General features: G+C 41.6%; 22 protein-coding genes and 1 tRNA gene. 14 read left to right on the top strand and 9 right to left on the bottom strand.

The features are described 5' to 3' along the window. Positions 1 to 26 precede the first annotated feature (26 nt). The 11 genes from AC1XUO_RS08990 to AC1XUO_RS08940 all read left to right on the top strand — a co-directional run bounded on the left by AC1XUO_RS08990 (position 27) and on the right by AC1XUO_RS08940 (position 15,970). Positions 27 to 99 (top strand) — tRNA-Lys (locus tag AC1XUO_RS08990). Positions 100 to 337: 238 nt separating this feature from the next. Further along, positions 338 to 562, top strand: coding sequence for an Arm DNA-binding domain-containing protein (locus AC1XUO_RS08985; RefSeq protein WP_483329573.1), 225 nt, complete (start codon positions 338 to 340; stop codon positions 560 to 562). 1,070 nt (positions 563 to 1,632) lie between these two features. Beyond that, on the top strand, positions 1,633 to 3,531 hold the full coding sequence (locus AC1XUO_RS08980) for a T9SS type A sorting domain-containing protein (RefSeq protein ID WP_483329437.1): 1,899 nt from the start codon (positions 1,633 to 1,635) through the stop codon (positions 3,529 to 3,531). Between the two features lie 217 nt (positions 3,532 to 3,748). Beyond that, positions 3,749 to 5,158, top strand: a complete 1,410-nt coding sequence (locus AC1XUO_RS08975; RefSeq protein ID WP_483329436.1) for an endo-1,4-beta-xylanase — start codon at positions 3,749 to 3,751, stop codon at positions 5,156 to 5,158. Between the two features lie 143 nt (positions 5,159 to 5,301). Continuing rightward, a complete protein-coding gene (locus AC1XUO_RS08970) occupies positions 5,302 to 5,913 on the top strand; it encodes an RNA polymerase sigma factor (protein ID WP_483329435.1) in 612 nt (203 codons plus the stop codon). 77 nt (positions 5,914 to 5,990) lie between these two features. Next, a complete protein-coding gene (locus tag AC1XUO_RS08965; protein WP_483329434.1) occupies positions 5,991 to 7,085 on the top strand; it encodes a FecR family protein in 1,095 nt (364 codons plus the stop codon). A 113-nt stretch (positions 7,086 to 7,198) separates the two neighbouring features. Further along, on the top strand, positions 7,199 to 10,504 hold the full coding sequence (locus AC1XUO_RS08960; protein ID WP_483329433.1) for a TonB-dependent receptor: 3,306 nt from the start codon (positions 7,199 to 7,201) through the stop codon (positions 10,502 to 10,504). 30 nt (positions 10,505 to 10,534) lie between these two features. After that, positions 10,535 to 12,220 carry a RagB/SusD family nutrient uptake outer membrane protein gene (locus AC1XUO_RS08955; RefSeq protein ID WP_483329432.1) on the top strand — a complete coding sequence of 562 codons (1,686 nt, stop codon included), beginning with the start codon at positions 10,535 to 10,537 and terminating at the stop codon, positions 12,218 to 12,220. 81 nt (positions 12,221 to 12,301) lie between these two features. Beyond that, the gene (locus tag AC1XUO_RS08950) at positions 12,302 to 13,573 is read left to right on the top strand and encodes a polysaccharide pyruvyl transferase family protein (protein WP_483329431.1); all 1,272 of its coding nucleotides are present in this window, start codon (positions 12,302 to 12,304) and stop codon (positions 13,571 to 13,573) included. 138 nt (positions 13,574 to 13,711) lie between these two features. Next, positions 13,712 to 14,938 (top strand): MFS transporter, encoded by a 1,227-nt coding sequence (locus AC1XUO_RS08945; RefSeq protein ID WP_483329430.1) that lies wholly within the window; start codon positions 13,712 to 13,714, stop codon positions 14,936 to 14,938. Positions 14,939 to 15,226: 288 nt separating this feature from the next. After that, on the top strand, positions 15,227 to 15,970 hold the full coding sequence (locus tag AC1XUO_RS08940; protein WP_483329429.1) for an ankyrin repeat domain-containing protein: 744 nt from the start codon (positions 15,227 to 15,229) through the stop codon (positions 15,968 to 15,970). Between the two features lie 36 nt (positions 15,971 to 16,006). Here AC1XUO_RS08940 and AC1XUO_RS08935 read toward each other — a convergent pair whose 3' ends face one another. From AC1XUO_RS08935 to AC1XUO_RS08915, 5 genes are all read right to left on the bottom strand, one after another. Continuing rightward, positions 16,007 to 16,372 carry a serine hydrolase domain-containing protein gene (locus tag AC1XUO_RS08935; protein ID WP_483329428.1) on the bottom strand — a complete coding sequence of 122 codons (366 nt, stop codon included), beginning with the start codon at positions 16,370 to 16,372 and terminating at the stop codon, positions 16,007 to 16,009. Between the two features lie 246 nt (positions 16,373 to 16,618). Then, positions 16,619 to 17,044, bottom strand: a complete 426-nt coding sequence (locus tag AC1XUO_RS08930) for a hypothetical protein (RefSeq protein ID WP_483329427.1) — start codon at positions 17,042 to 17,044, stop codon at positions 16,619 to 16,621. Between the two features lie 118 nt (positions 17,045 to 17,162). Further along, positions 17,163 to 17,912: a YoaK family protein gene (locus AC1XUO_RS08925; protein WP_483329426.1), complete on the bottom strand. Its 750-nt coding sequence runs from the start codon at positions 17,910 to 17,912 to the stop codon at positions 17,163 to 17,165. 165 nt (positions 17,913 to 18,077) lie between these two features. Continuing rightward, positions 18,078 to 20,573: a cation-translocating P-type ATPase gene (locus AC1XUO_RS08920; protein WP_483329425.1), complete on the bottom strand. Its 2,496-nt coding sequence runs from the start codon at positions 20,571 to 20,573 to the stop codon at positions 18,078 to 18,080. Between the two features lie 126 nt (positions 20,574 to 20,699). Beyond that, on the bottom strand, positions 20,700 to 22,406 hold the full coding sequence (locus tag AC1XUO_RS08915; protein ID WP_483329424.1) for an alpha-amylase family glycosyl hydrolase: 1,707 nt from the start codon (positions 22,404 to 22,406) through the stop codon (positions 20,700 to 20,702). Positions 22,407 to 22,611: 205 nt separating this feature from the next. On the opposite strand from AC1XUO_RS08915, the gene AC1XUO_RS08910 reads away from it, so the two are divergent. Both AC1XUO_RS08910 and AC1XUO_RS08905 read left to right on the top strand, forming a co-directional pair. Further along, positions 22,612 to 22,776, top strand: coding sequence for a hypothetical protein (locus tag AC1XUO_RS08910; protein ID WP_483329423.1), 165 nt, complete (start codon positions 22,612 to 22,614; stop codon positions 22,774 to 22,776). 108 nt (positions 22,777 to 22,884) lie between these two features. Further along, on the top strand, positions 22,885 to 23,061 hold the full coding sequence (locus AC1XUO_RS08905; RefSeq protein ID WP_483329422.1) for a hypothetical protein: 177 nt from the start codon (positions 22,885 to 22,887) through the stop codon (positions 23,059 to 23,061). A 149-nt stretch (positions 23,062 to 23,210) separates the two neighbouring features. Here AC1XUO_RS08905 and AC1XUO_RS08900 read toward each other — a convergent pair whose 3' ends face one another. Next, positions 23,211 to 23,549, bottom strand: coding sequence for a hypothetical protein (locus AC1XUO_RS08900; RefSeq protein WP_483329421.1), 339 nt, complete (start codon positions 23,547 to 23,549; stop codon positions 23,211 to 23,213). 375 nt (positions 23,550 to 23,924) lie between these two features. Here AC1XUO_RS08900 and AC1XUO_RS08895 point away from each other — a divergent pair, with 375 nt between their 5' ends. After that, positions 23,925 to 24,758, top strand: coding sequence for a helix-turn-helix transcriptional regulator (locus tag AC1XUO_RS08895; RefSeq protein WP_483329420.1), 834 nt, complete (start codon positions 23,925 to 23,927; stop codon positions 24,756 to 24,758). A gap of 101 nt (positions 24,759 to 24,859) precedes the next feature. Here the strand turns inward: AC1XUO_RS08895 and AC1XUO_RS08890 are convergent, their stop codons facing one another. The 3 genes from AC1XUO_RS08890 to AC1XUO_RS08880 all read right to left on the bottom strand — a co-directional run bounded on the left by AC1XUO_RS08890 (position 24,860) and on the right by AC1XUO_RS08880 (position 26,562). Beyond that, a complete protein-coding gene (locus tag AC1XUO_RS08890; RefSeq protein WP_483329419.1) occupies positions 24,860 to 25,279 on the bottom strand; it encodes a DUF6326 family protein in 420 nt (139 codons plus the stop codon). 10 nt (positions 25,280 to 25,289) lie between these two features. After that, positions 25,290 to 25,916, bottom strand: a complete 627-nt coding sequence (locus tag AC1XUO_RS08885) for a hypothetical protein (protein WP_483329418.1) — start codon at positions 25,914 to 25,916, stop codon at positions 25,290 to 25,292. Between the two features lie 274 nt (positions 25,917 to 26,190). Next, on the bottom strand, positions 26,191 to 26,562 hold the full coding sequence (locus AC1XUO_RS08880; protein WP_483329417.1) for a DUF6567 family protein: 372 nt from the start codon (positions 26,560 to 26,562) through the stop codon (positions 26,191 to 26,193). Positions 26,563 to 26,699: the final 137 nt, after the last annotated feature.

The raw sequence follows: 26,699 nt of genomic DNA, 5'->3' as shown, positions 1-26,699 counted from the left end.
AAAGACAATTTTAAATAATTAATTAGGATTCCGTAGCTCAGCTGGTAGAGCAATACACTTTTAATGTATGGGTCCTGGGTTCGAATCCCAGCGGGATCACAAAAGGCACACGAAAGTGTGCCTTTCTTGTTTTAAATGCATTGATTTTCAGCATATTTAATAAAAAGGCAGGTTATTCTGAACCAAGATAAATCAAACCATTCGGTCACCATTTGGATTTGGTAAATTAGGTGACCGAATGAATGTTTGATTGTGGCGATTTGATTTAAGGTTCTCCCAGAGCATTTATTTCTAACCTTAAAATGTGTTGAGAATGAAATTCAAATAAAATTTATCCCTGCTGTTATGGCTCTACCGGGGAAAAGCATCCAAAGACGGAAAAGCTCCTATCTATTTGCGCATTACCATTGACGGGCTGGATACTCACATTTCGCTAGGCCAGAAAATTCATCCTCATTTTTGGGATGGCGAGGCTAAGCAGGTCAGGAGCACTGGATTGGAAGCAAAAATGATCAATCAGAAGTCACGCAGGTATAGACGGACCTTCAAATGCATTTTATGATACTGGTAATCCGTTTGGAGGAGATAAACCGGCCAAGTAAAAATGTCTATTTAATCACGCCAGCCAGGCAGGAAAAGCAGTCTTCTGGCCAAATTCCTCAACTTGAAAGCATAACGCAACATGCTTTTTGATGAATGTATAGCAACTTTTGAAAAGAAACAGAGAAGAGTTTCTTTCCCGAAGGGATGTTCAGACACGAAGTAGCATTCGGAAAAATGTAAAACAGGCTGCCGCGAAATTTTGGAAAAGTAAGATTTAGTTTCAGCTACGGTTATACCGGTGAGAATTGTTCCTGACAATTGGATTTCCAGATGCTGATGAAACGGGGTTTTTCTGTCAAATTTATACATCACGCATCATGAGAGACAATCAAATAGAAATCTTAGGTCATTTACCTACACTTAATCTTCGGTGCGGAGTGCAATGTCTTTATAAGCTCACTTAGAGGTCATAGGCGTTGTAATAGTTGCCTTAGCCCTTCAAATTTTAAAGATTTATTCTGCCTGGATTATAAATTTTTAATGTTTTAGCCGACGTTGTGATGCGACTGATTTTAGCGCTCAATCTTAAAAAGCAAATTACCGACATGCTCAAGGAATTTGAATTAAGCACTTAAATAATTTGCCTGTATCCCGAATTGACAGTGTACGCATAGTATCAGTAAATTTTTTCTTAAAATTATTACAGAAAATACAGTATCTAAATGCAGCACATGCCATCCATGACAAAAACCTAATGGATTACTATGTGTATTTACAACTCTGGATGCCGGCTTGCCTGTACGAAAATTTGTTTCCCGGTTACGCAGCTACCACTATCGTTCCTTTGCAGCATCACTCTTCACTTTTTATGGGGGAAACAGAAAATATCTGAACTGGTCAAAACTAATATTCCAAACCAGACGGAATACTCAGACAAACATCCAGTCATTTTTCTTTCAAAAACCAATCTGACTTATATAACCGGCAGTTCTTGGGGCTGGATGGGATAAGTTCAATTCAGCAGGGCCATTTACAAAAACTATTGCTAACAATAAACCATTTTAGATGATGCAACCTTTAAAAAACTTAATGATAATATTTTTCCTGTTAGTCAACGGTTACGTATTTAGCAGAGATATTTACGTCGCCAAAGATGGAAATGACGACATTAATGATGGTTCATTGAGCCAACCCTATTTAAGTATCAATAAAGCAGCGTCCATGGCTTTGGCCGGAGATGTAGTAACAATTAAATCCGGAACATACTATCCTGCTACCCGAATCGTGCCGGCCAATTCTGGTACGTCCGTTGCACCCATTAGTTACCGGGCAGAGGTGAAAGGTGAGGTTATAATTGACGGAAGCAGTGCATCAAGTCCGACGTCTGCAGACCGCCTGGCACTCTTTAACATTGTTGGAACGGAGGCGATACCCAAAAGCTGGATCATCGTAGATGGATTGCGGATAATTAATTCCGCATGGGCAGGCTTTTCAGCTAGATTTAGCGACCATATTACATTTGAAAACTGCAGTACTTTTAATACCGGTGCTTCCGGAATAGTAGCCGCCAATTCATCCAACATTACGGTGTTGCGTAATGTGGTTCAACAGGCATGTGTGTTCCCATCGACTACACAGGGAACAAGCGAGTGTATTACGATGGCCTCTGTAAATGGATTTGATGTAGGATACAATTCTGTTTCTGACCGAATGACAGATCTCAGCAATGGCGGAGAAGGAATTGACGCAAAAAATGCCTCGATGAATGGCAAAATTCATCATAATACAGTTTTTAATCTTATTCGCGTCGGCATTTATGTGGATGCTTATCAAAGGGATTTGAGCAACGTGGAGGTGTATGGTAATGAGGTATACAGTTGTATCAGAGGAGGAATTACGGTTGCCAGTGAGGAAGGCGGCGTTGCCAATGGTGTTAAAATTCATGACAACCTGGTTTATAATATTAGCAGGATTGGGATTAGGGTAGCGGGTTATCTTAACAATGGGCCCCTTCAGAATATTGATATTTATCAAAACACTGTCTTTAATTGTGGATTCGGAGGTGTTTATGAAAACGCTGGCTTACTTCTTGAAGCGTCCAATAATGCAAATTACGGTATCAATATTCGTAACAATGTTGTAAGTGGATGCCCCAGACAAATCAAAAGCAACAACAGTCAAAACTTTCCCGTCAGTATTGATAACAATCTGTTTTTTGGTGCCATTGGTTCGTTTTCTGCAAATACTGCGGTTACTAACACGATTAATGCAGATCCTTTATTTATGAATTCAACTGGCAACAATTTCAGACTTCAGGCTGCGTCACCTGCTATTGACCGTGCTGTCGGATCGCCGACATCTGTTGAGGATATCACTGGTTTGACCAGACCTGTCGATGGCCTTTCCGATTTGGGTGCTTTTGAATACAACGCAGCCTTACCAGTTACACTTCTTTCGTTTACAGCCAGCAGGGTTTCCGGTTTTGAGAAAACAAAATCTGTATTGATGTGGTCCACTGCGTCTGAAATTAATGTATCGGAATATATCGTCGAAAAGAGTTTAAATGGATTCTTGTTTTTTTCAATCGGAACTGTTCCTGCCAAAAATGCACGGACAGAAACAAGATATAACTTTGATGATCTGAGTTTAGAAAGTGGAGTGCAATATTACCGTTTGAAAATGTTGGATAATGATGGTTCCTATGCATATAGCCGGATTGTTGCAGTCCAGCAAAAAAATGATGAATTCGAAAAAATCACCATTTTTCCTAATCCAGCTACGAATTCAATTATTGTTCAACATAAGACACCAGCTGAGGCCGGAAGTATGATCAGAATCTTGTCTACAAATGGGACGGTTATTTCACAATCTCGTGTAACAAAATCAGGTATGCAAACTGACGTTGACGTAAGTAAACTGCCAGTGGGAAGCTATATCCTTATTTTTGAAGCATCTGGCAAAAAGAGCAGTGCCGTTTTTATGAAATAAACGGAATTATAATAAAACGGTATTTTAAAATCCTTGAAAATAATTATTTGGATATTCCGGGAAATTACAAAATTCAGCTCTTTTCATCCTGTTCGGGTGGAACGGCTGTTTTTTTATTAGGAGTAACACCTTACCGAAATAGTTTAGGATTCTACGCTACTGTATGTAACCCTGTTATTATTTAATACTTCATTTTGTTTCGTATAAAGTTTTAACCATGAAAATATTTAGTATCATAAGCGTGACATTATCTTGCCTCCTGACAACAATTTCGTACGGTCAGCAAACAGTAAAAACCAAGGAATCCAAAAAAAAGCAGGAAAATAAAATTAAAACGGAACAGCAGTACATTGCTCAGGCAAAAGAAAATATAGAAAAGTATAGAAAAGGGAATGGGAGGGTGGTCGTTGTTGATACTTCTGGTAAAGAAATCGAAAATGTTTCTGTCATAGTAAACCAGATTTCGCAGGATTTTTTATTTGGTAATCTTTGTGAAGAAGTTTTCAGGCCAGGGATCAGTCACTTGGATGCAACAAAATTCAAAGAGGCGTTTATGGGTTTGTTTAATTTTACGGAATTAACTGTAAAGTGGGCACCTTACGAGAAAGAGCAGGGAAAAACGCAGTGGCAGGCATTACAGGAGAAACTTGATTGGTGCAGGCAAAATGGAGTGACTCCAAAAGGGCATACCCTGGCATGGACAAATACGGCGGGAACGCCTTCCTGGCTTTTGAAGCTGCCGATTGAAACAGCAACGGACCTGCATAAGGCCAGGATCCAGAACCTTGTAGGCGGATTCAAGGATCAGATAACAATGTGGGATGTTGTAAATGAGCCGGTTACTACAATTCCATGGGAGAAAGCGCTCCTGGATTCGGTGTCAGGCAACTTGATTGATGAAGGTACCCGGTACAATGTTACTGGTATTACCCAGGAGCAGACACTTCCATGGGTGGAAAGGGCTTTCCAATGGGCACACGAAATGGACAATAAGGGTGATTTCATGATAAACGAATTTTATGTCATTGCAAAGCCCGACGTTCGTGAAAAATATTACCAGCTGATCAAAGAACTTCAGAAGCGCGGTACTCCTGTTACAGGAGTGGGAATACAGGCTCACGAACCAAGAGACATGTGGTTTTCACCGGAAGAAACTGTCAAAACTTTTGACAGGATGAAAGAACTCGGGCTCCCTCTTCATATTACAGAATTCACACCGCAGTCGTCAGGCAAAAACATCACAGGGGGCTGGAGGCAAGGGACATGGACGGAAGAGGCACAGGCAGATTTCGCAGAGCAATTTTACATTTTGGCCTATGGGCATCCGGCTATTGCATCAATTCACTGGTGGGGTCTGTCGGACAGATATATCTGGTTGAAAGGAGGGGGCTTGCTGGATGAAGATTTTAACCCGAAACCTGTTTACAATCGCTTAAAAAAGTTGATTAAGGAGGAATGGATGACTAAAAATATTAACCTGGTGTCAGGGAAGGGTGGAATTGCGGGTTTCAGAGGTTTTTATGGAAAGTATAATGTTCAGATTGTCACGAAGGATGGAAGCAGGCAGTCTATGACTTTCCATCTGAAACAAAATACAGAAAGCAAATGGATATTTATCTTAAAATAAAGTATCGATCCTGAAATAGCATTTGCTCTCTGCCGGGACAAGGTTTATTAAGGATCAGTTACACGGATACATAACTTTAATAAGAAAGTCAATTAGAAATGGCAAAACGCTTCCTTTTACTTAAATATTAATTGAAAAATATCTTGCAAGATACGAGCTCAACCGGTCCTTCTATTGCCCAATCTGACCTTTTGCTTTGGCAGCAACTCAAGGCGGGCAGTGAGTTTGCGTTGGGGAAACTGCTAAACCGGTATTTCAACCCGTTGTTAAACTATGGGCATAAATTTATCCGAGACGAAGCGTTTGTGAAGGACTGTGTTCAGGAAGTATTTATTGAAATCTGGAATCGGCGTGACCGCATCACTGTTCCGGACAGCGTCAGGGCATATCTGCTTAGCTCTGTAAGGAAAAAAGTACTTCGTGAAGCCTATCGTCAGCAAATCTTGCGCCCTGACGAACCGACAGACCTGGAGAACGACAGCAATTTTATTTCTTTCTCGCCCGAGTGGACGATTATTGAAGAGGAAAGCCTGGCCCAAACCACCAAACGGGTAGCTCAGGCATTGGATAAAATCCCAAAGCGACAGCGTGAAGTTATTTACCTCCGCTTCTATCAGGGATTGGAGCGGGATGAAATTGCCGATATTATGAACGTAAACCCTCAATCGGTATCTAATCTGTTGCAATCTGCATATACCTCCATTCGAGAATATTGGGTGGTTATTGTGTTGCTGTTAAAAGACTTTAATATTTAGCAGATAAAATATTGTTAGAAGCAAGTATTTGGCCTGCCATTTGGCCATCTACCTATTAGAAGATAATGAACCAGGATATGGAAACTAAATATCGGGATTTTAATATTGATGATTTTGCACGCGATGATCGATTTCGACAATGGGTTATTGAACGGAGGCCGTCTGCGGATCAGTTTTGGACAGCTTGGCAGACGAAGAATCCGGATAAGATTGAAAAATTACAGGTAGCACGTGCCTTTTTGCTCGCATTGGAGGAGGAAAATACCGCGCTGTCTCCAGAAGATCTATCTCAGGTTTTGGATGAAATTACAAATCGGCAACCCGTTCCCACCCAAAAAATATGGCAGCGAATGGCATTTCGGATTGCTGCCTCAGTATTGATTGTATTAGGAATCGGTTACGTAGGCAGTATGGTTTACAATCAGGAACAGCGTGAGGTACTGGCAACACTGAGGAAAATTAACCCGGAATTGATTGACGGCGCCATACAGAAAACCAACACGAGCGACAAAGTTATAAACGTTGACCTGGAAGATGGCACTGTTATTCAATTGTATCCAAAAAGCTCACTCCAATATCCTGCCCGTTTTACTACCTCCAGGCGGGAAGTTTATCTGAAGGGGAAGGCATTTTTTGATGTTTCAAAGGATGCAAAAAGACCATTCTGGGTTTATACCAACAGTGTTTCAACACAGGTGTTGGGCACTAGTTTTATGGTTAGTGAATTTGATAATACTGCGCTGGCAAAGGTTGAAGTGAAAACCGGACGGGTGTCAGTGTACAAGCTGGAAGATGTTGAAAAAGTGCGACAAAACCAGCGCAATGAGCGTGTTGGAGTTATTTTAACTCCGAATCAACAGGTAGCATTTACCCGTTCGGATAGCCGGCTCATTAAAACAATAGTACCTCAGCCTGAAATTCTTAAACCTGTTAGTGCCCAGTCTTTTGTTTTTGAAGCAACTCCTATTGAGAAGGTCTTTGCTCAGCTCGAGGAAACCTACGGCCTCCCGGTGATATACGATGCCATCACAATGAATGATTGTTATGTAACGGCTAACTTGTCGGACGAGTCCCTCTTTGCAAAGTTAAAACTGATTTGTACCGTTACCCGCTCCTCTTATGAGTTGGTTGATGGACAAATTATCATACACAGCAACGGCTGCAAGTTTTAAAAGCCTGTTTTTAAGCTAAATAGAATAATTAGTAAAGTTTTTCTTAAAATATTGCTGAAAATGCAGTATCTATGAATAGTAAATGCCATCCATGAGAAAAACCTTTTTGGATTATGAGCATTTACTACCAACAACATCGATTAGTCCGTGAATTTATGCGCTTCTCGATTACACAACTACTGATATTTGCCCTCTTAGCGGGTATTGCCTATGCCCATGATGTGCGTGGGCAGGAAATACTTGAGCTGCGCATCACAGTCAATCCCCAAACAACCAGTCTTAAAAATGCTCTTGCAAAAATTGAACGAACGTCAAACGTTCGATTCATTTTTAATCCCAGAGAAATTCAACTGTCACAAAAAGTAACGGTGGAGGGGCGTTCGGCCAGTCTGAGGGTTATTCTGGATGATCTTTTTCGGCCACTAGGTATTCACTATGAAGTCACAGGAAAGCAAATAGCGCTTCTTAAGCAAAATGACACCAGTCAGCTGACACCTTCTGTAAACATGGTGCATGTGCCAGCCGAGCAAAACGTGGCAGGTACCGTTATTGACGAGACGGGTGGCGGGTTACCTGGAGTGAGTGTCATGATTAAGGGTACACAACGGGGCACAATCACTGATACGGACGGAAAATATTCAGTTGAGGTCCCTGATGAACTTGCAATTTTGGTGTTTTCATTTGTTGGATATCTTCCGCAGGAGATAGTGGTAGGCCGCCAGACGCAAATCAATATCAGCCTTAAAGTAGATACAAAGTCTCTGGAAGAGGTTGTAGTTGTCGGGTACGGCACGCAGAAGAAAAAAGATCTTACCGGCGCCGTCGTGCGGATTGATCCTAAACAAAATGAAAGCAGCCCTAATGTCAATGCAGTGCAGAATCTAAGAGGCTCCGTGGCTGGCGTCAGGGTCATTGATGGTGGGCGTCCTGGTGCTGATGGTACAATTTCAATTCGGGGAAATGCTTCCATATCAGCTATCAATGATCCGTTGATCGTATTGGATGGAGTAATTTATACTGGCGGTTTCTCCGATATTAATTCCAACGATATCGAATCCATGGACATTCTGAAAGACGCCAGCTCAGCGAGTATTTATGGATCCAGGGCAACCAACGGGGTTATCCTGATCACCACAAAAAAAGGGACTAGTTCAAAACCAAAATTGGGCTATAACACCTATTATGGGATGTCTGATTATTCTCATACGCCTCAGTTAATGGGGCCGGATAAGTATCTGGCGATGAAAAAGGATGCTGCAGCCTTCCTGGGCAGGCCGCTTACTTTACAAGCCATTGAGGAAGCCAATGTAGCGGCAGGTATTTCCGTTGATCCCTGGAAAGCCATTGCCCAGGATGCTCCGATGTTTAACCACGAATTGAATGTGTCAGGGCGTTCTGAGAAAGTGAATTACTATGTATCAGGCTCATACATCAGCATGAAAGGGCGAATCATCGGTGATAATTTCAAACGTCTCTCTGCTCGGCTGAACCTTGACGTGGCTGTGACAGACTGGCTCAACGTTGGTACTAATTCTGGTTATACCAAAAAAGACTATTCCGGCATTCCGGCCAACCTGGAATTTACCAGTTATCTGAGCCCTTTTTCATCGTTTTTCTATGATGACGGCTCCATAAGAAACCTGCCCATGGGTGACGGCATCGCCCCAAATCCTATCCGCGCCTCATTATCAAACGATCACTTAAGGCTAACCAATACCTTCTTCAATAACCTGTACGCTGACGTTACGCTCCCGATTCCGGGTTTAACCTATCGTTTGAATCTGGGTAATAATTTCAGGTTCAACGATGAAGCAAATTTCACACCCTCCATAGATGAACCACGCGATGGATTGTTTCGGTTAGCAAGTGGTAGCAAAAGTCATCGTAAGCATCATTATCTGACACTCGAAAACATTGTAAAATATCAAAAGGTATTTGGTCAGAATCATACCTTTGATTTAACACTTTTACAGAGTTTTGAAATAACCAGGGAAAGCGGCTCCTCTCTTTCAAGCAATAATATTTTCAATGATGCCCTTTCGTACAATGGTTTAGGCATTGGAGAAAATCAAGTTGTGACTTCATCTGCCTTGAAGTCAACAGCTAATTCTTACATGGGCCGCCTGGGGTACAAATTCAAAAACAGGTATGTATTTAATGCTACTGTACGGCAGGATGGATATTCTGCCTTTGGTGCCGGGCGTAAATATGGCATTTTCCCATCCATGGGTTTGGGCTGGCTGATTTCGGAAGAACAATTTATGAGATCTAATTCGGTTGTAGGTTATTTAAAATTAAGATACACCTACGGTAAAAATGGCAACAGGGGCATCTCGCCATATTCTTCATTAAGTAACCTAACACAAGCAGATAATCAATATGTTTTCGGTGACGGCGGCTCCACCACCATTGGCATCACACCCACCAGAATGGCTAACAGACAGTTGGGCTGGGAAACAACGATCGCTTCCAATCTGGGATTGGATTTCAGTATCTTCAAGGACAAAATCTCGGGTACGATTGAGTACTACGCAAAAAATACAGAAGATTTACTGTTGGACATGCGTATTCCAAACATGACAGGTTATGAAGTCTATTTCACCAATGTTGGCGCAACGAATAATAAAGGCCTGGAAATTTCTTTGAACACCCAGAATATTGCTAAGGGGAAATTTAATTGGACGACGAACCTGGTTTATTCATTCAACCGCAACAAAATTACCAAGTTATCCGGGCTCGATTTGAATAAAGATGGTATAGAAGACGATGATATTGCCAACAGCCGGTTCATCGGAAAACCTGTTGGGACCAACTTCGATTATGTGTGGGACGGCATCTGGCAGACCGGAGAAGACAATGCCCTGGACCCAACCGCCAAGCCCGGCTATATCAGATTTAAAGACGTGGATGGCGATGGCAAATTGACACCTGCCGACCGCCAGGTATTACATTCAAATCAACCCGATTTTCTTGCGGGACTCACCAACAGGTTCTCCTACGGTGGCTTGTCGCTATCTATCTTTTTTAACGCCGTTGTGGGTGGATCTAGCCCGAACAGTCTGTTGAATCATGGTTCAAATTTCTTTGACCGTACCAATTTGATGGATTTGCCGTATTGGACTCCTGAGAATCCTTTATCTGATCGTCCAAGTATTGGCTATCCCAACCCGCTGGGTTACCGGTTTTACCAAAGCCGCTCGTTTCTCCGCTTTCAGGATATCAGCCTGAGCTATGATCTATCGAAGAATTTGCTTTCAAAAATCAAGATCGGAAGTGCGAAGGTGTATGTAAGCGGAAAGAACCTGAAAACCTGGACGAAATGGAATGGCTGGGATCCGGAGCATGGTTCAGGTGGACGTATCCCATTAAATGGCCCATTATTGTCCTCATGGGTAATGGGCATCAACATTAGTCTGTAATCTTTTGATCAAATATTAAATCATAAAGAAATGAAATTTTTAATTCAACGAATAAAATTTAGTCAGGCGTTATTACTGGCTTTAGTGCTTTTCTGCGGCAGTTGTAAGGAGAGTTTTCTCGATGAAGTACCTCTGGACCAATTCAGCCCGGAAAACCTGCTTACCTCAAAAGCAGGTTTCGAGTCCATTATTGTGGCATTGCATAAATCTGCACGTGATGAACGCACACTCGACCGCCCCGACCAAATGGCGACAGGCACCGATCTGTGTACGAGTGGCGTAGCGGACGGTCGCTTTATGAAAGATTATTCACTCGTGCTGCCGGAGGATCAGATTGTGGTTTATTATTGGGACTGGGCATATACACGCATGCTCAAAAATGCCAACCTGATAATTTCCCGCGCCGAAGGCCCGGGGATTAAATGGACAGAACAGGAAAAAAACGAAGTAGTGGCAGAAGCGAAATTTTTCAGAGCTTTTACTTACAATGTGTTAGTCAATTTATTTGGTGGTGTTCCTATCGTAGACAGAGAACTAACCGAACCCAAATTTGATTTTACCCGAGCTTCGAGATTGGAAGTCCTTGAATTTATACGGGCCGACCTGGAATTTGCTTCCACCTGGCTGCCAAACGTTCAGACAGGTACCAACAAAGACGGGAGAATATACAAAGCAGCCGCCCTGCATTTGCTTTCCGAGGTATACATCAGCCTGGGACAGGAAACCAAGGACGCTGCCTTTTATGATAAATCCATTGAAGCCGCCACAAAAGTAATCGACGGCAATGCAGGGGCATATAGCCTGATGACCAGGCGATTTGGCAATACGGAAAGAGCAGGAGATGTGTTTTCGGATCTATTCTGGTCTGGTCAGCAAAACAGAGCTTCGGGAAATCTGGAAACAATATGGGCAGTTCAGTATGAATTTCTGACAGTAGGCGGTGCAGAAAATCAAAACCAGGATTTAAGATGGTGGGGGCCCCAGTTTGAGAACATTCGCTCGCCTGACAACAAGCGGATTTTGGTCACTGATTCTATTGGGCGAAGTCAGGGAGGAAATCGTCCGACCAATTATTTTTTCTATAATATTTGGAAAGATAACTTCAACAATGATATCAGGAATTCTGCTTATAATATTCGACGAGACTGGTATTACAACGATCCTACATCCGGATTTAAGGGAAAGAAGGCAAGTTATGTAGTTGTAAATGGGAAAGCCTTCGTAGCCAATGAAAACGGAAGCGCCACTACAATTGCTGTCGATACCCTACGCTGGTGGTATCCGATGATCCGTAAAATAGAAGGGACTATGCAGCAAGGCGCTATCAACGGAAGAACGAATAACGACCAAATCCGGATGCGATTGGCAGAAACTTATCTTTTACGGGCAGAAGCTTATGTGCATAAAGGACAATTTGAGCTGGCTGCGGCAGATATCAACGTAGTGCGTAGCCGCGCTAATGCGAAGCTCGTTGTGCCCAGTGCTGTCAATATTGATTACATTCTGGATGAAAGAGCAAGGGAACTGATTGTGGAAGAAGCCAGACGTCGCACGCTGGTGCGATTGGGGTTACTTTACAAAAGAGCAATTATTTATAATTGGGACGCAAAAGCAACCATGAAGCCTCATCATGAGCTTTGGCCCATTCCTCAGAAAGCCATTGACGCGAACCGCGACGTTAAATTACAGCAAAATCCGGGATATCCGGGAGTGTAATCTGTTCACAGAATGGGCGTTCAAACTTCTGGCTTTGAACGGCCATCTTTTTATTAAAATTTCCATAATTCCAATTAAATCATGAAAAGGAAAGAGTTTATCAGGCAAACCGCCTTATTTTCAATAGGTTCAATTCTGGCGTCTTTTGTCGCAAAAGCTTCTGCAAAAGCCAATCCTACGATTTTGCTGGTTTCGGGTTGGCAGGATGTAAACATCGGAGATATCGGTCACACACCAGGGCTGTTGCATGTACTGGAGACTTATGTACCCGACGCAAACATTATTCTTTGGAAAAGAAGCAACGGTGAAGCGGTGAAGAAATTACTCAACAAAAATTTCCCAAAAGTAAAAATCATTTACGGGAGCGTAAACAAAGACAAAGAAGTGGATAATCCCGAAGTCATTGAAGCTTTTAAAACGGCTGATGTGATGATTCATGGGTCTGGACCATCGCTGGTTGGGGCTGATAATCTGGCGAGCTGGATGAAACATACTGCCAAACCCTTCGGTATCTATGGCACAACACTCGAAAATCCGAGCCAGTATCACCAAAGTATTCTCCTGAAGGCTGCGTTCATCTATACCCGTGAAACCAAGTCGATCGAACACTTAAAAAAAGTAGGAATAAAAGGAGAACACGTCCAATTTGCGCCGGATGCCACATTTTTCATCAACATCCGTGATGACAAAAAGGCCTTCTCATTTCTAAACGATAATGATCTGAAAGATAAAAAATTCATTTGCGCTGTCCCTCGTTTACGTTATACACCCTATCATAAGTTTAATGTCAACAACAACGGGTGGAGTGCCGACCGGATAAAAATGGTGGAAGAAACCAATGAGAAATATAAAGAGGTCGACCATGCCAAACTGCGGGAAGCGATGATAACCTGGGTGCGGGAAACGGGAAACAAAGTACTTGTATGTCCGGAAATGACCTATCAGGTTGAGATCATGGATGAATTACTTATCAATCCTTTACCTGAGGATGTAAAGCCATTTATCGTGAAACGAGGTTACTGGCTACCCGATGAGGCAGCCTCCATTTATGCCAAAGCACATACGGTATTAAGTTTCGAATGTCATTCTCCGATCATAGCGGCTGCCAACGGTACACCATGTTTTTACCTGCGCCAACCCGAAGATACCATCAAGGGCCAAATGTACTATGATTTGGGATTCGATGACTGGACCTTTGAGATCAACGAAACTACTGGCAAACAAATTAGTGATCGCCTGCGGGAGGTGTGGAAAGACTACGACAAATCCAAAGCAGAATTGAAAATCAGAATGGACAAAGTAGCAGGTATATATAAATCCGGAACAGAGCGGGTTAAAAAGTTGCTTGTTTAGATTGCAAAATAAATGATTCATCCCTCTTAGCCGGAAGACATTCGGCTAATCCCAAGTTAGTTTATTCCCACCTAAAATTACAACCGCCAATGCCTCCCTTCCGGGCGTTGGTGGTAATTTATCTCAAAAAATATTTTCATGTCAAAAACGAATTTTCAACACCTATTTAGTATTCCTGTTATTGTAGCTGCATTGGGTTATTTTGTGGATATCTATGACCTACTACTTTTTGGAATAGTCAGGATACCAAGCCTTCGTGATCTGGGATTAAGCGAATCAGAAGTTTCAATGGTGGGTGCCTCTATTATCAACTGGCAAATGACAGGCCTTCTGTTGGGCGGAATTCTCTGGGGGATATTGGGAGATAAAAAAGGCAGGCTTTCTGTATTGTTTGGCTCTATTTTAACTTATTCTCTTGCTAATATCGCCTGTGGGTTCGTACGGGATCCATCCACCTATAAGCTGCTCCGTTTCATAGCCGGTATTGGTCTGGCCGGCGAACTTGGTGCAGGTATAACCCTTGTGTCAGAGATTCTGCCTATACGTCTTCGTGCTATTGGCACCTCACTGGTTGCGGGACTTGGGCTATTAGGTGCAGTGGCTGCCTATTTTACAGCCGAATGGCTGGAGTGGCGCACAGCTTATCTTATTGGTGGCGTTATGGGTGCTGGATTGTTACTATTGCGTGTTGGGGTCTTTGAGTCAAATGTTTTTGAGGAGCTGAAAGACCATAAGGATATCAAAAAGGGTAACTTTCTTTCTTTGTTCACAAATTCAAACCGCCTGGGGCGCTATCTGCGTTGTATTGGTATTGGATTACCTACCTGGTTTGTCATTGGGATCTTAGCTACTTTCAGCAATGAATTTGGCGATGCATTGGGTATCGCACCTGCTATTCAACCAGGACTTTCTATTATGTGGTGTTATGTCGGGCTATCCATCGGGGATATTGCCAGCGGTTTCATTAGCCAGTGGCTTGGCTCACGTCGGAAAGCGGTGTTATTATTAATGCTGATTACACTGCTGAGCGGCGTTTTTTATTTATTTGGTGGACTGCAAACGGTTCAGTCGTTTTATGGAATAATGCTGGTCATGGGCTTTGGTATAGGTTATTGGGCCATGTTCGTTACGATGGGCGCAGAACAATTTGGTACAAATCTGCGTGCAACGGCTGCAACAACAATTCCAAATATGGTTCGAGGAACCGTCGTTCTAATGACTACGCTTTTCGGTTACTTTAAAGATATTTTTTCAGTTATGGAGGCAGGCGCTGCTGTTGGGCTCATCTGTTTTGCCATTGGTATATATTCGGTTTTGAGCAGCGAGGAAACCCATGGCAAAGACCTTGACTTTTTCGAATTATAAATATATTCTTTTAGTCAAAAATGCGTGTAATGAAAAACAATCTCAAAATATTATTCTTTTAGAATCAATTGAGTTCAGGAAGTTCGGGTTTCGATAGGAGGGGTCTGGTGGGTTAGGTGTATAAACTTAACATCCAACACAACATGGAAGGTGAAGTTAGCGTAGTTTTAAGAAAATATATCCTTTCCTTTTTTATGCAATATTGACCAGTTTTGGAGTAGGCGTACTCATAAACTAAGTATGTGAATGGCAGTTGTTTTGTCTTGATTTATATCACATTTTCAAGGTATGGAAGATTATAAACAGTTAATTTACGATATTGAAATCCATTCGGTAGAAGGATTAAACAGCTATTTCGAAAATGGTGGAAACCCTAATGAGGTACATGATGGCATTCCCCTTTTTACGACTATGGTCGAGATGTACTTACGGTCGTCCAGGTTCAAAGAATGTGTGAAAGTTTTTATCAATCATGGTCTTGATTTTCCCGAACCTGCGCTGTTAGCAGTTTTGAGTGATAACCACGAAATGCTCGCACAGGAACTTGACAAAGATCCATTCCTGGTCCATCAGCAATATTCAACCTTTAATAACGCCTTCACATCTTTGGAGGGTGCAACGCTGCTACATTATTGCGCGGAATATAATCATCCGGACTGTGGGAGGGTACTGCTTCGTTATGGTGCGGACGTAAACGCGAAAGCCGGGTTTGATGTGCACGGATTTGGAGGGCATACCCCCATATTTCACACTGTTGCACAGAATAATAACAATTCATTGGATATGTTGCGGCTACTTCTGGAAAAAGGAGCAAATTTGTCCGTTACGGTAAAAGGATTGATTTGGGGGAAAAGTTATGAATGGGAAACGTTTATACCATCAGTTAATCCGCTAAGTTACACGATGATGGGACTGCTTCCACAAATGCACAGAAATCAATTGCAGATAGCAGAAAATATTTCACTCCTACTCGCACACGCTTATGGGATACAATATCACCTGCCAAACATTCCTAATAAGTATTTAGGCTGAGGTAAAATGGGGCGAAATTTAGCATATCGTTAAATGTCATGCAGTTATTAAAGATGAAGAAAATTCAGGATCGTCAAGTTTAAGCTTACCTTTTTCGACCAAGTCTGCTAAAAGTAACCCAGTGAAAGTTTTAGATACAGAACCAATCTCAAAAACAGATTTTGCGTTAACCCGTCGTTTGCTGTCTGTATCGTTATGACCATAGCAAAAATATTCTTCCTTGCCATCCTCAATAAAATTAGCTACCGTCCCCACAGAGAATTTTTTGTCAACCCTCTCCTTTATGTTTCGCTTAATCGTGTCTTTTACATATTCCCCTTCACCTTTCTTTTCTACGCATGCAAAACATACGTTAATGAGAATAGCCAATTTAACTACCTTTCTGTATGTTATGTAAGCCATAAAAAAATCCGTGTTATACAGTCCGACTAATACTCAGATGATTAATAAAATAAATAAATATTGTGCGTTTCTGAAATTTATTTAAATTTTTAAGAAACTCAGTGCCGGCAAAAATTGATTAAAGTCCTCATTTCAGAAGATATCTAAATACTATTTTGTCAAGGAAAAAGTTAGTAATTTTTTGAGAAAAAAAACACTTTGGACAAAAAAGATTGGATCGACGTGTCCGTTAATTCCTTAGTTTTATCAAAATTCATGCGAGGGCACGGGTTTGGTTTTCGCTCTTTCCCTCAGGTAATCCAACATTGTTTGAAAATTCGTATTGGGAGAGATTGTATCGGCTATTTGATGTAATTCAGTTGTGGTCATAGCAACGCCAATAAGATGCCCACTTGTCGTTTCCTGTCCGAAATACAACGCTCCGGGTTTCTGGTAAAACATGAAGAACATACATTGGCCATCCGAGAGAACTTCTACGTCGTTGTGTTTTCTTTGGAACCAGCTAGACTTAACCAGTTTACTCAGCGCTTTGAAACTTTGCCCTGCGGCACCGTCACAATTTTTTACGTGCAAATATTTTATATGGCTTGTAGCAACAAGATGCCATAAGAAAGTCGTAAAGACAAATATGAAAAATCCGAGAACGAGACCTTTAAGTATATTCCAAATCATATAAATTTAATCTTAAGGTGTAGCAGATAATTTAGCACTTGTGGATTTACCGGGGTAGTCACAAAATAGGAGGCAAAAAAACGCTTCTGTCGTAAAAATTATCAGAATAATTGACTGCCTAATTTACTGTTTTACCCTGGTTGAATGATCTTGAATTTGTTCTGTAATAATGTACTACACTGTTTCTGAACATATCGTACAGTAATACAAAAGTCAGGATAATAACAGGAACATAAAATGACCTGAATCCGAAATGCTGAAATAGGTAGGCTCCGGCAACTGCACCAGACATAAAGGAGCAGATGATAAATAATTTGAGTTTTATTTTTAATAAAAGAACCGTGCGGTCTGTCGCTGTTGTTTTTGTCAATTGAGCCAGTTCAATACCCAGGTCGGTGAATATGCCCGTCAGATGTGTTGTTCGCACAACAGATCCGGAAACCAACGTAACCAAAGCATTCTGTAAACCCATGGCATAAAGTAAGCTGCCGGCAAAAGCTATTTTCGACAGGGTGGTTCCATCATATTTGTATCCATACAGACCTGAAAAAGCAAGTATAATGATCTCAATCACAATCGGAATGGAATATGAATAGCGTTGATTAGGACCAAAAAGAGATAGAATTAATCCGGATGTAAAAGCACCGGCAAGAAATAAAAGCATCCAAAACACGATCACCTGTGCGTTTTCCCAGTTTTGCTGCGCAATTCCTTCGGCCAGTAATGCTGCGTGTCCGGTGATGTTGGTTGTCAGCACGGAAAATCCTAAAAACCCCTCGGCATTCACAAGACCTGCCGTTAGACCGAGAAGGGTTGCCAGTTTTAAATTATGATTTGGGGTACGCTGTGTGCCGGAATGACTGAACATAATTTGATGATATGCTTCGGAATATTTTTCTAATGCTTGAATTAAAAATCTGATATTTCTTCCGCTGGCGGAGGGAATATCAAAGTCGCTAAGGTAACTATTTTGATTAAATTGCTACACCTGATGAAGGTTCAATATACGGGATCAGAACCGCTTTAATTGCTTTTATTTCCTTTTTCGATGATACCATTTTACAAGTTCATACCAAACTGTAAATACAAATCCTGCACCGATACTGATCAGCAGTTGAGTCAGGCTTACAATTGAAAGACTGAAAAACCGGTTAACGCCAGGTATTGTAAATATTAGTATTGAAAGCAGAATGGTGATTCCGATAATCATCGGAACCAGCTTATTTTTATAGCGAATCGTCTTGAAAACTGAATGTGTAAATGAACGGTTTATCAGTGTTAGAAAAATATTCGCTGATAATAACCCAATGAAAACCATTGATCTGGTCAATGCTTCATTGTAAGATCGCATGACTGCATACTGATAAAGCAGCAGCATACCCGCTGTGATCATCAGGCCTTGTATCATGCTGACTGATAGTTCCTTCAAACTAAAAAACGTCGCGCTGAAAGGTCTTGGTTTTTGTAATAACAAATCGTTTTCCATCGGCTCGTTTTCATAAATGATCGAGCAGGTGGGCCCCATGATCAACTCGAAAAAAATGATATGGACAGGGGTGAAAATATTGGGATAGATCCAACCCAACGCAAGGGGAATGAATACGGTGAGGATGATCGGGATATGAATTGAAATAATGTAACGGATCGCATTTTTCAGACTGATGTAAATTTTACGGCCCATCGCCACAGCATCTACCATCCTGGCCAGATCATCATCAACCAGAATTAGTGAGGAAGCCTGTTTCGCTATTTCCGTACCCTTTTTTCCCATCGCGATGCCGATGTGTGCGGCTTTCAGAGCCGGGCCGTCGTTGACCCCGTCGCCGGTCATAGCTACAATCTGTCCTTGCAATTTCAGTGCATTAACAACCTTTAATTTTGCTTCCGGAAACATTCTTGCAAAAATACCGGTATCCATTACTTTTTGTTGTAATGTCGTTTCGTCCATCGCTACGAGTTCTTCGCCCAGCAAGACGTTTTCTGCCCCTTTGAATCCGATTTGCCGGGCAATATTTTGTGTCGTAGCAGCATTGTCTCCGGTAATGATTTTTACCTGAATTCCAGCCTTGTAAAAGGACTCAAAAACAGAACCGATATTGGCTTTTGGAGGATCATAAAAAGCCACCAGACCCATAAAATGAAATGTAAGTTCCTGTTGTTTCTCAGGAAAAACTTCGCCTGAAAATGCACTTTGTCCAACGCCTAAAATCCTGTAACCTTTGGCAGCGAGGTCATCAATGGCGCTAACGATCTCCTTTTTCTGGTCTGCCGATAATTCTGAAAGTGCCATGATCGCTTCCGGTGCGCCTTTGGCGGCGATGATCCGTTCACCTTTCGTATTCGTGAAAACGTGGGTCATCATGGGTGGTTTTCCTTCCAGCGGATATTCGTGCACCAGCTCGAAATCTGATCGGTCATCCTTCGCCGTCAGTTTTCCATAAGCTTCGTGTAACGCAGTTTCCATGGGGTCAAAGGGCTCCGGTTCGCTTGACCACATAGCCATTGCCAGCAGACTTTGACCAGTTTCATTTAGACTTTTGTTAGGGAGGTGAATAGAATTTGTTGCCTGGACATACAAATTAACCAGCTCCATCTTATTTTCTGTGATCGTTCCGGTTTTATCCGTGCAAATCACCGTGGCACTCCCGAGTGTTTCAATCGTCTGCGTTCTCTTGACGATAATCCCCATTTTCATGAGCCTCCACGCACCCAGTGCCATAAACGTAGTGAATGCAACCGGAATTTCCTCAGGCAAAATACTCATCGCGAGCGTTAAGGCTTTTAAGAGACTTTCTAAAATTTGCCCTGTGCGGATATAGTTGATCGCCCAGACGATAACGAAAACGATACCGCCGACAATCGCCATTTTTTTAACAAAATTGGTGATCTGAATCTGGAGTGGGGTAGGTTCCTGTTCAATGGATTCCAGACTAACCCCAATCTTTCCCAGCTTCGTTTGGTCACCAATCGCAGTTATTTTCACGGTTGCTCTGCCAGTGGTGACGAGCGTTCCCTGATATACTTCGGCAGTAGATTCATTTTTTGCCACGGCAAGTGATTCGCCAGTCAGGATAGATTCGTTTACCGAAAAGTCATGTGCTCCCAGAATGGAGCCGTCTGCGGGGACCTTATTTCCTTCTTCCAGGATCAGGCAATCGCCTATCACAATTTCCTCCCTCAAAATTTCAACTTCCACGCCATTACGCAAGACTTTACATTTAGGCTGGGTAAGTGATTTTAACGCAGCCAGGGCATTCCTGCTTTTGGTATCCTGGTAAATGGATATCGCTGAAATGACGAAAATGGCACCGAGCATAAAAAGTCCTTCCCCCTGAGAGCCTGTCACAAAGTAGATGGCTGCCGCAGCAATAAGCAAGATCAGCATGGGTTCTTTAACCAAACCCAAAATCGCCGACAGCATGCCGTTTTTACTTTTATTTTTTACTTTGTTCTCTCCGTGCGTGCTGCGGGATAAGACGACTTGGTCAGTGGTTAGGCCTTGGTCGAGGTTAGGTAGACTGGATAGCATAAAAAATGTGTGGCCGGGAGTCAGGTTCGTCGAAAAAGTAAAAACAAGAAACCAGTGCTTGTTACACAATTCTCAATATACTAAAATTCAATCAATTATTGAGAATGGGCTCACAGCAAACAGCTATTACTTTTCATTATTGATTAAAATGACAAATTGAGCCGGTCCAAGTTTTAGTTTTATAAAGTGCCGGTCTCCTTCTTCATTGCGCAACACACTGATATGGCCCGACTGCCCATAGATAAATTTGAATTTGCTTCCTTCCGGGTTGAGCAGCGGATCTACAAGGATATACTCTTCATCCGGATCAGTGAGAGAACTGTTGTAGGCAACGATAATTTCCTGATCATAAAGAACTCTTGAAAATGCCAGCAAACACTTTTTAAAGGAAGGTAAATGAAAATTTTTACCATCATCAGAAAGCTCACGCATATACATTCGTCCAAATTTTAAGACCGGGCTTTGTTTTCTTAGTGCTGCAATGGCGGCTATTTCTTTATAGATATGACCGGATTTATTCAATGCATTCAGAGCAGGATCTTCCAGGCTGAACATAGCCTCCCGGATACCGGAGTCATTTTCTCCTGATCCTTCAAAACCCTGCTCAGTCCCGTAATAAATACAAGGAGTTCCCAATGCGCAGAGCAAAAAACCGATGCCGGCAATGATCTGGTTTTCGGTTGCGCCATTCCCAAACCTCTTTTTAAAGACCTGCCCAACCTGATCGTGATTGTCAATAAATGTTACGAGAAATTCGCCAAATTCCCCACGGTTCATCGCGTTTTTTCGTAGCGATTCGTATCTGGCAATCAGCTTATCGGGTGTGTCGACGCCATGAATTACGTCTGCGAGGATGTGGTATAATGGAAAATCAAGAACAGAATTCAGTCCGAAATAGATGGCTTTGTCTTCTACTACCACAGAGGTTTTCGGGCCGATGTATTTGTTGTACATTTCTTCCGGTCCAACCAGCTCACCAAATAAAAAGAAATTACGTTTCCCGAGTTTATAGGCAAATTCCCGCACATGCGAACAGAACTGGCTGACGTAATCCTCGCCCATGTGTTTTACGGCATCAATCCGAAAACCGTCAACATCGACTTCTTTTATCCAGTAGCAATGAATTTTTGTCAGCATTTGCTGTACATAAAGTGCTTCGGGCGAGGTGTCGTTTCTAAAACTTTTCAAGGTTGAAAAATCGCCGTCCCGGGTCTCCGGATAAGTATCAAAGTTTCGTATCTGCCCTTTTCTTGAATAAAGTTCGGGGTTCCGAAGCTCCGTAGGCAAGGGTCGTTGCTCATCGCGCCAGGATCCAAAAGGGAATACGACACCCTGGTAATAGTAATAATTTTCATCATTGGGGTAGGACCAGTTATCCCCGCTGTGATGCAGCACGATATCAAGAAATACCCTTATGTCCAAGGCGTGAGCAGCATCAACCAATGCTGTAAGATCCTCTTTCGTCCCAAAACGCGGATCAATATCCACGAAATTCTGAATCGCATAACCGTGATAGGAGGAAGGATTATTTTCAAAAACAGGACTGAGCCAAAGTGCGGTGCAACCGAGTTCATTGATGTAGTCAAGATGATTGGTGATGCCTTTTAAAGTGCCGCCGCATATCTTTTGTAATTGTTCTGAATTCCCAAAACCACTACTTCTTGCATGACCGGATACAGGATTTCTGTTGAGGTCATCGTGAAAACGGTCGACAAGCAGAAAGTAAATAAATTCTTCTCTCCATTCCCTGCCTGAGTTTTTCCAATAAGTTTTGCCAGGTTTTGGCGATAAATCAATCTCGGTAATTGAAGTAAAAGCACCTTGGTCGGTCATATTTCGAATTTGATTAACATTGGAAAGTCAGTTTTATCAGAATGAATACATCTTTTTTCATGACATTTTGATGTAAATGTAACCATGTGGTCTGTAAGCTGATCATCAACCGTAATATTCGTCCAGCCTTTTGTTCTGCCAGCGAACAATAACTTCAAAAGCCAGGTTACTAGATTTCTAACTTAATTTGTAAATTTTAATATTTTTGAGATACCCTTTTTTGTTCCGTGAAGTAAAATTTGGCTCCATTCAACTGGATAATTCTGATCAGCTTGGTGCCAAAACGGAATGGCCATTTGTTAGCATGGCAAATGAAGTGGTTATAACCATTCCAGTTGGACCCAGTTTTTTTTATCTGGCAAGACCTTAAAACCCAAATTGATTTTTACATTTTGTAATTTGACCACTTAGCGTCGGAGGGAATTACGAATCTGAATGTCAAACGTGTGGGCATGCACCCCCGGATAATTTAGGAATTATGTCAGGCACTTTACAGAATAATGTGGTTGGAAAATATTCTGGACTACCGACTCAGAATGAGGAACTTGAAACCAAAACCTTGGCTATTGATCCTAAAACCCTGACACTTGACCAGAAAGATGCCGTCAAAAGCTTTTTTGCGAAATCGGCAGATCTTCTTGACAAAATGAATTAATCAGGTGGAGCATTTTTGCCGGCGTATAAAATGTTATTTGTAATCCATTTTTGCCAAACCCGAATTTTCTCCTGCTGTTAAGCAAAACGTTCCCTGAGACTCTCAGGGAACGTTTGAAACTACTTCCACAAATTGGCCTGACAAAATATTCAGTCAGCGAATGCCAGTTCTAATTTTACTTTTTCGTAGAGAGAGGTAATGCGGTATACCATGTTAAGGCAATCCTGTTGAGACATGCGATCGATCGTATTGATAAAGGCATTGGCCTTAATTTGTCTGTTGTCGTCAAAAGCTGGCCCTTCTTGTTTCAGTTCGGACACAATATTTTCCCACTCGGGGTTTAAAGTTTCAGAAAAATAATTGCCACCGATAACATTGAAATACCCGGCTTGTTGCTTCAAAATTTCCTTTGAAACCGTCCTATTGCTATTAAGATTCGAGACAAGTTTTGACAGTTCTACGTAGACAAAAATATTGGTCTTAGACATGGTAAATTTTAAGTAGAGGGGGATAGTAATTTTTATTTAAATCATGGAACCTGAGCCAATTCATTTAAACATAGAAATTTCGGTATTCATGCTAATAGTATTTTAGACTTATCCTTTTATAGTGCATGTATACGATCAGAATATTTTATCAAGTTGTTTTCGTAACCTTGACAACAATGACCTTCTTTTAATTTACTTTCGGTTATTAATTCACAAATGTGACGCATTTTAAAGAAACAAACCTGCCAGTTTACTGAACAGAACTGCCAATTTTCATGATGAGAATCGGAATATGCGTTAAAGTTGTCTTATGAATATTTCGAAATAGAGTTTCTTAAGGTAACTTTGATCATCTAACCCTTGACGAGAAAATATATGGATCAGAACCTGCCGGACTTAACTTTCGACCTTGAACATTTTTTTGACTTATCGCCGGATTTGTTGTGCGTTGCTGGTTACGATGGTTATTTTAAAAAGATAAACCCCGCTGTTTCCAAGACCTTAGGGTACACCAATGAGGAATTAATGTCCAGGCCGATTAACTCTTTTGTGCATCCGGACGATCGGAACATTACCCACGACAAGAGAGAAAGTATCAAAAAGAATAATCCCCTGCTTAATTTTGAAAACAGATATTTGACAAAAAATAGTGAAGTTGTATGGCTTTCATGGACGTCTATGCCAATTGAGCGGGATAAGGTGGTATTTGCAATCGCTAAAAATATCACCTATCATAAGAAACTACACGAATTCCGGAGAATCTCTGAAAGCCTGGGTTTGTCGGTTGAGAGAAAAGACATGCTTAACGAGGAGCAGGCGATCGTTCAGAAGGAGGCAAATGCACAGGATAAATTCGCCGGTCTGTTATTGGCCAGCGAACCTTCTCCCGCCGATCTGATCTGGCTGCAGGAATTTGAAAACATCGTCAGAAAATACATTGGCAAAATAGACCTGAGCCTTAATCTGATTTGTAATGAATTGGGAATCAGTGAAAGAGCACTTTTCAGACGCGTTGACAGAACCGTAGGTATTACGCCAAGCCGACTGGTGAGAATCATACGTTTCCAGGTTGCCTTGGAGGCTATCAGAACAGGTAAATATCGCACCGTTTCGGAGGTATCGGCCATGGCAGGTTTTAATACACCTTCTTATTTTAGCAAGATTTTTGAAAAAATTTATGGTATTGAGATATTGAAACTTCTGAAGTGACCGACCTGCTCGTATGACGTCATGGTATCATGAAGTGAACGGGGAAGAGGTAAGAAAACCATCCACGCTTACGTTTCAAAAATTTTTCGCTCATAGGTTTTTCATGTTTCAATGCGAGTCCATTTCCATGCATATCGGATAATCAGACAAAGAAGTATGACTTCTGCAACGGCGCCAAACACCATGTGTATCCAAGTCTCTCCTGCCAGATTAAAAAAGGTATAGGGAATATACACCGTAGCAACAAGGATATTGGCTGGGCGATTCACTCTTGCAGGAAGAGCAACAGAAAGGTAAATCATCAGTGCCGGAATGGTCACAGAGGTGAGTGCTGCCAAAAGAAATCCTTGCGTAATGTCAAATACATACAGCCTCCCTGTCAGAATATCTTTTATCTTGCCCGGCATGTATAAGGCGAAATAATCAACATAGATATAAAGAAACATAAAACTCGCCCACAACGTAGCGAGCTTCAGTTTCAAACTGACCTTCATGTCTTCCAGTGTTTTTTGTTTATTCATTATTGATCGACTAAAAATTAAACCCAAAATGAAATCCCGGTTCGCCGAAAATGAATTTCGACCATTTGTCGTCTAGCTGTTTAAATCCATCAGGCAATTTTGTGTGATGTGCACGGTGCGTAATGGCAATGGATGGTTGAATAAAAAATCTGTCCTTAAAAAGTTTGATGTGATATCCAACGCGGTATGTATTGAAAATCTGAAATCCATTGTCAATTTTTTTGCCGTTGTCGTCTACAAACGTTTGTAAAGAAGGCATTACATTCAGTTCGGCATATAAACCTTTCCACAAAAACCGTTGGTAAGCCACTGATAAGCCAAACTCGCGAACATATCCCGGAAATTCTTCTTCCGGCTTTCCGTACGCTTTGTTAAAAAATGGGTGAATACCATTCGGCCAGGCATATTTCCAGGTTTTTGCTTCTAAGGTAATTACATCTTTTCCAGTAATCCGATAACCCAAATTGAGTTGAGCGAAGTTCGGAGGATTCGTGGAAGAAAGATTGCCCAATAAAAACACGGAACTACCAATGAACCACCGTTTGTAAGTGCTGTCTGTTTTAGCATATTGTGCTTTGAGTTGTAACGTGCTTGTCACCAATAAGACAAAACCAATGAATAAAGCTCTCTTTTGCATTTCTTTTCTTGTTAAGTTAAAAGATATTTCAAAAGTAGATCGGCGATATTCAATAACTCGTTCACTTAAGTTAAGAAATGAAGTTACGATTTGATTTTTTTTAATTCATGCTCTTAGTCTGCCCGATGAGTGAGAATTAATCCCAATAACTCGATTTTGCCGCTGTGGTATACGTGAATAAGGTTTTTTGTATTTTATCTCTTCAAGTCAGGTGGTACCTAAGGGGTCTCCAACTGTCAATCCCCAAAATAATATGCAGCCCGTTTCTCAGAAACTACCTCGTAAATTCAACTACCTGGGCACTCACCGTTATGGTTCTTCTGACAAAGAAAGGGGCAAAACCACTGAAGTGTTCCTCTGTCATCACGTTGATTATGGCTTTGGAGCCATTCAGCAAGTTGGCTTTTTTCATCATCGCTGAATATGCATTTTCGTACAATTGTCTTTTGTTCATACCTCCAATTGCCAAAATATAGGAAGCCTCAGAACTTCCGCTTACCTGGTCAATTACTTTGAAATTGTTCTGACCTAAGTGTACCTGAGTGGCGTTTTGATTGTGATTGGTAATGTGGGCGGTGCCGATGCCACATGAACTGAGAAATGTCGAGAGCAATATCAATACGGAATAAATGCCGATCTTTTTCATTGTAGTAGTTATTTATAGTTATAGATGTATGTACGTTTTTCTTAAAATCTACTCTTGAAGAGTGGAAGTCGCTGTTGGGAGTTTCATGATGTTGAATGCTATCTGATTAATTTCCTTGATAAAGATGCTAAAAGTTA

This window comes from Dyadobacter sp. HNCC25DJ186, from assembly GCF_056895235.1.
This window is presented reverse-complemented; position numbering and strand designations above follow the sequence as displayed.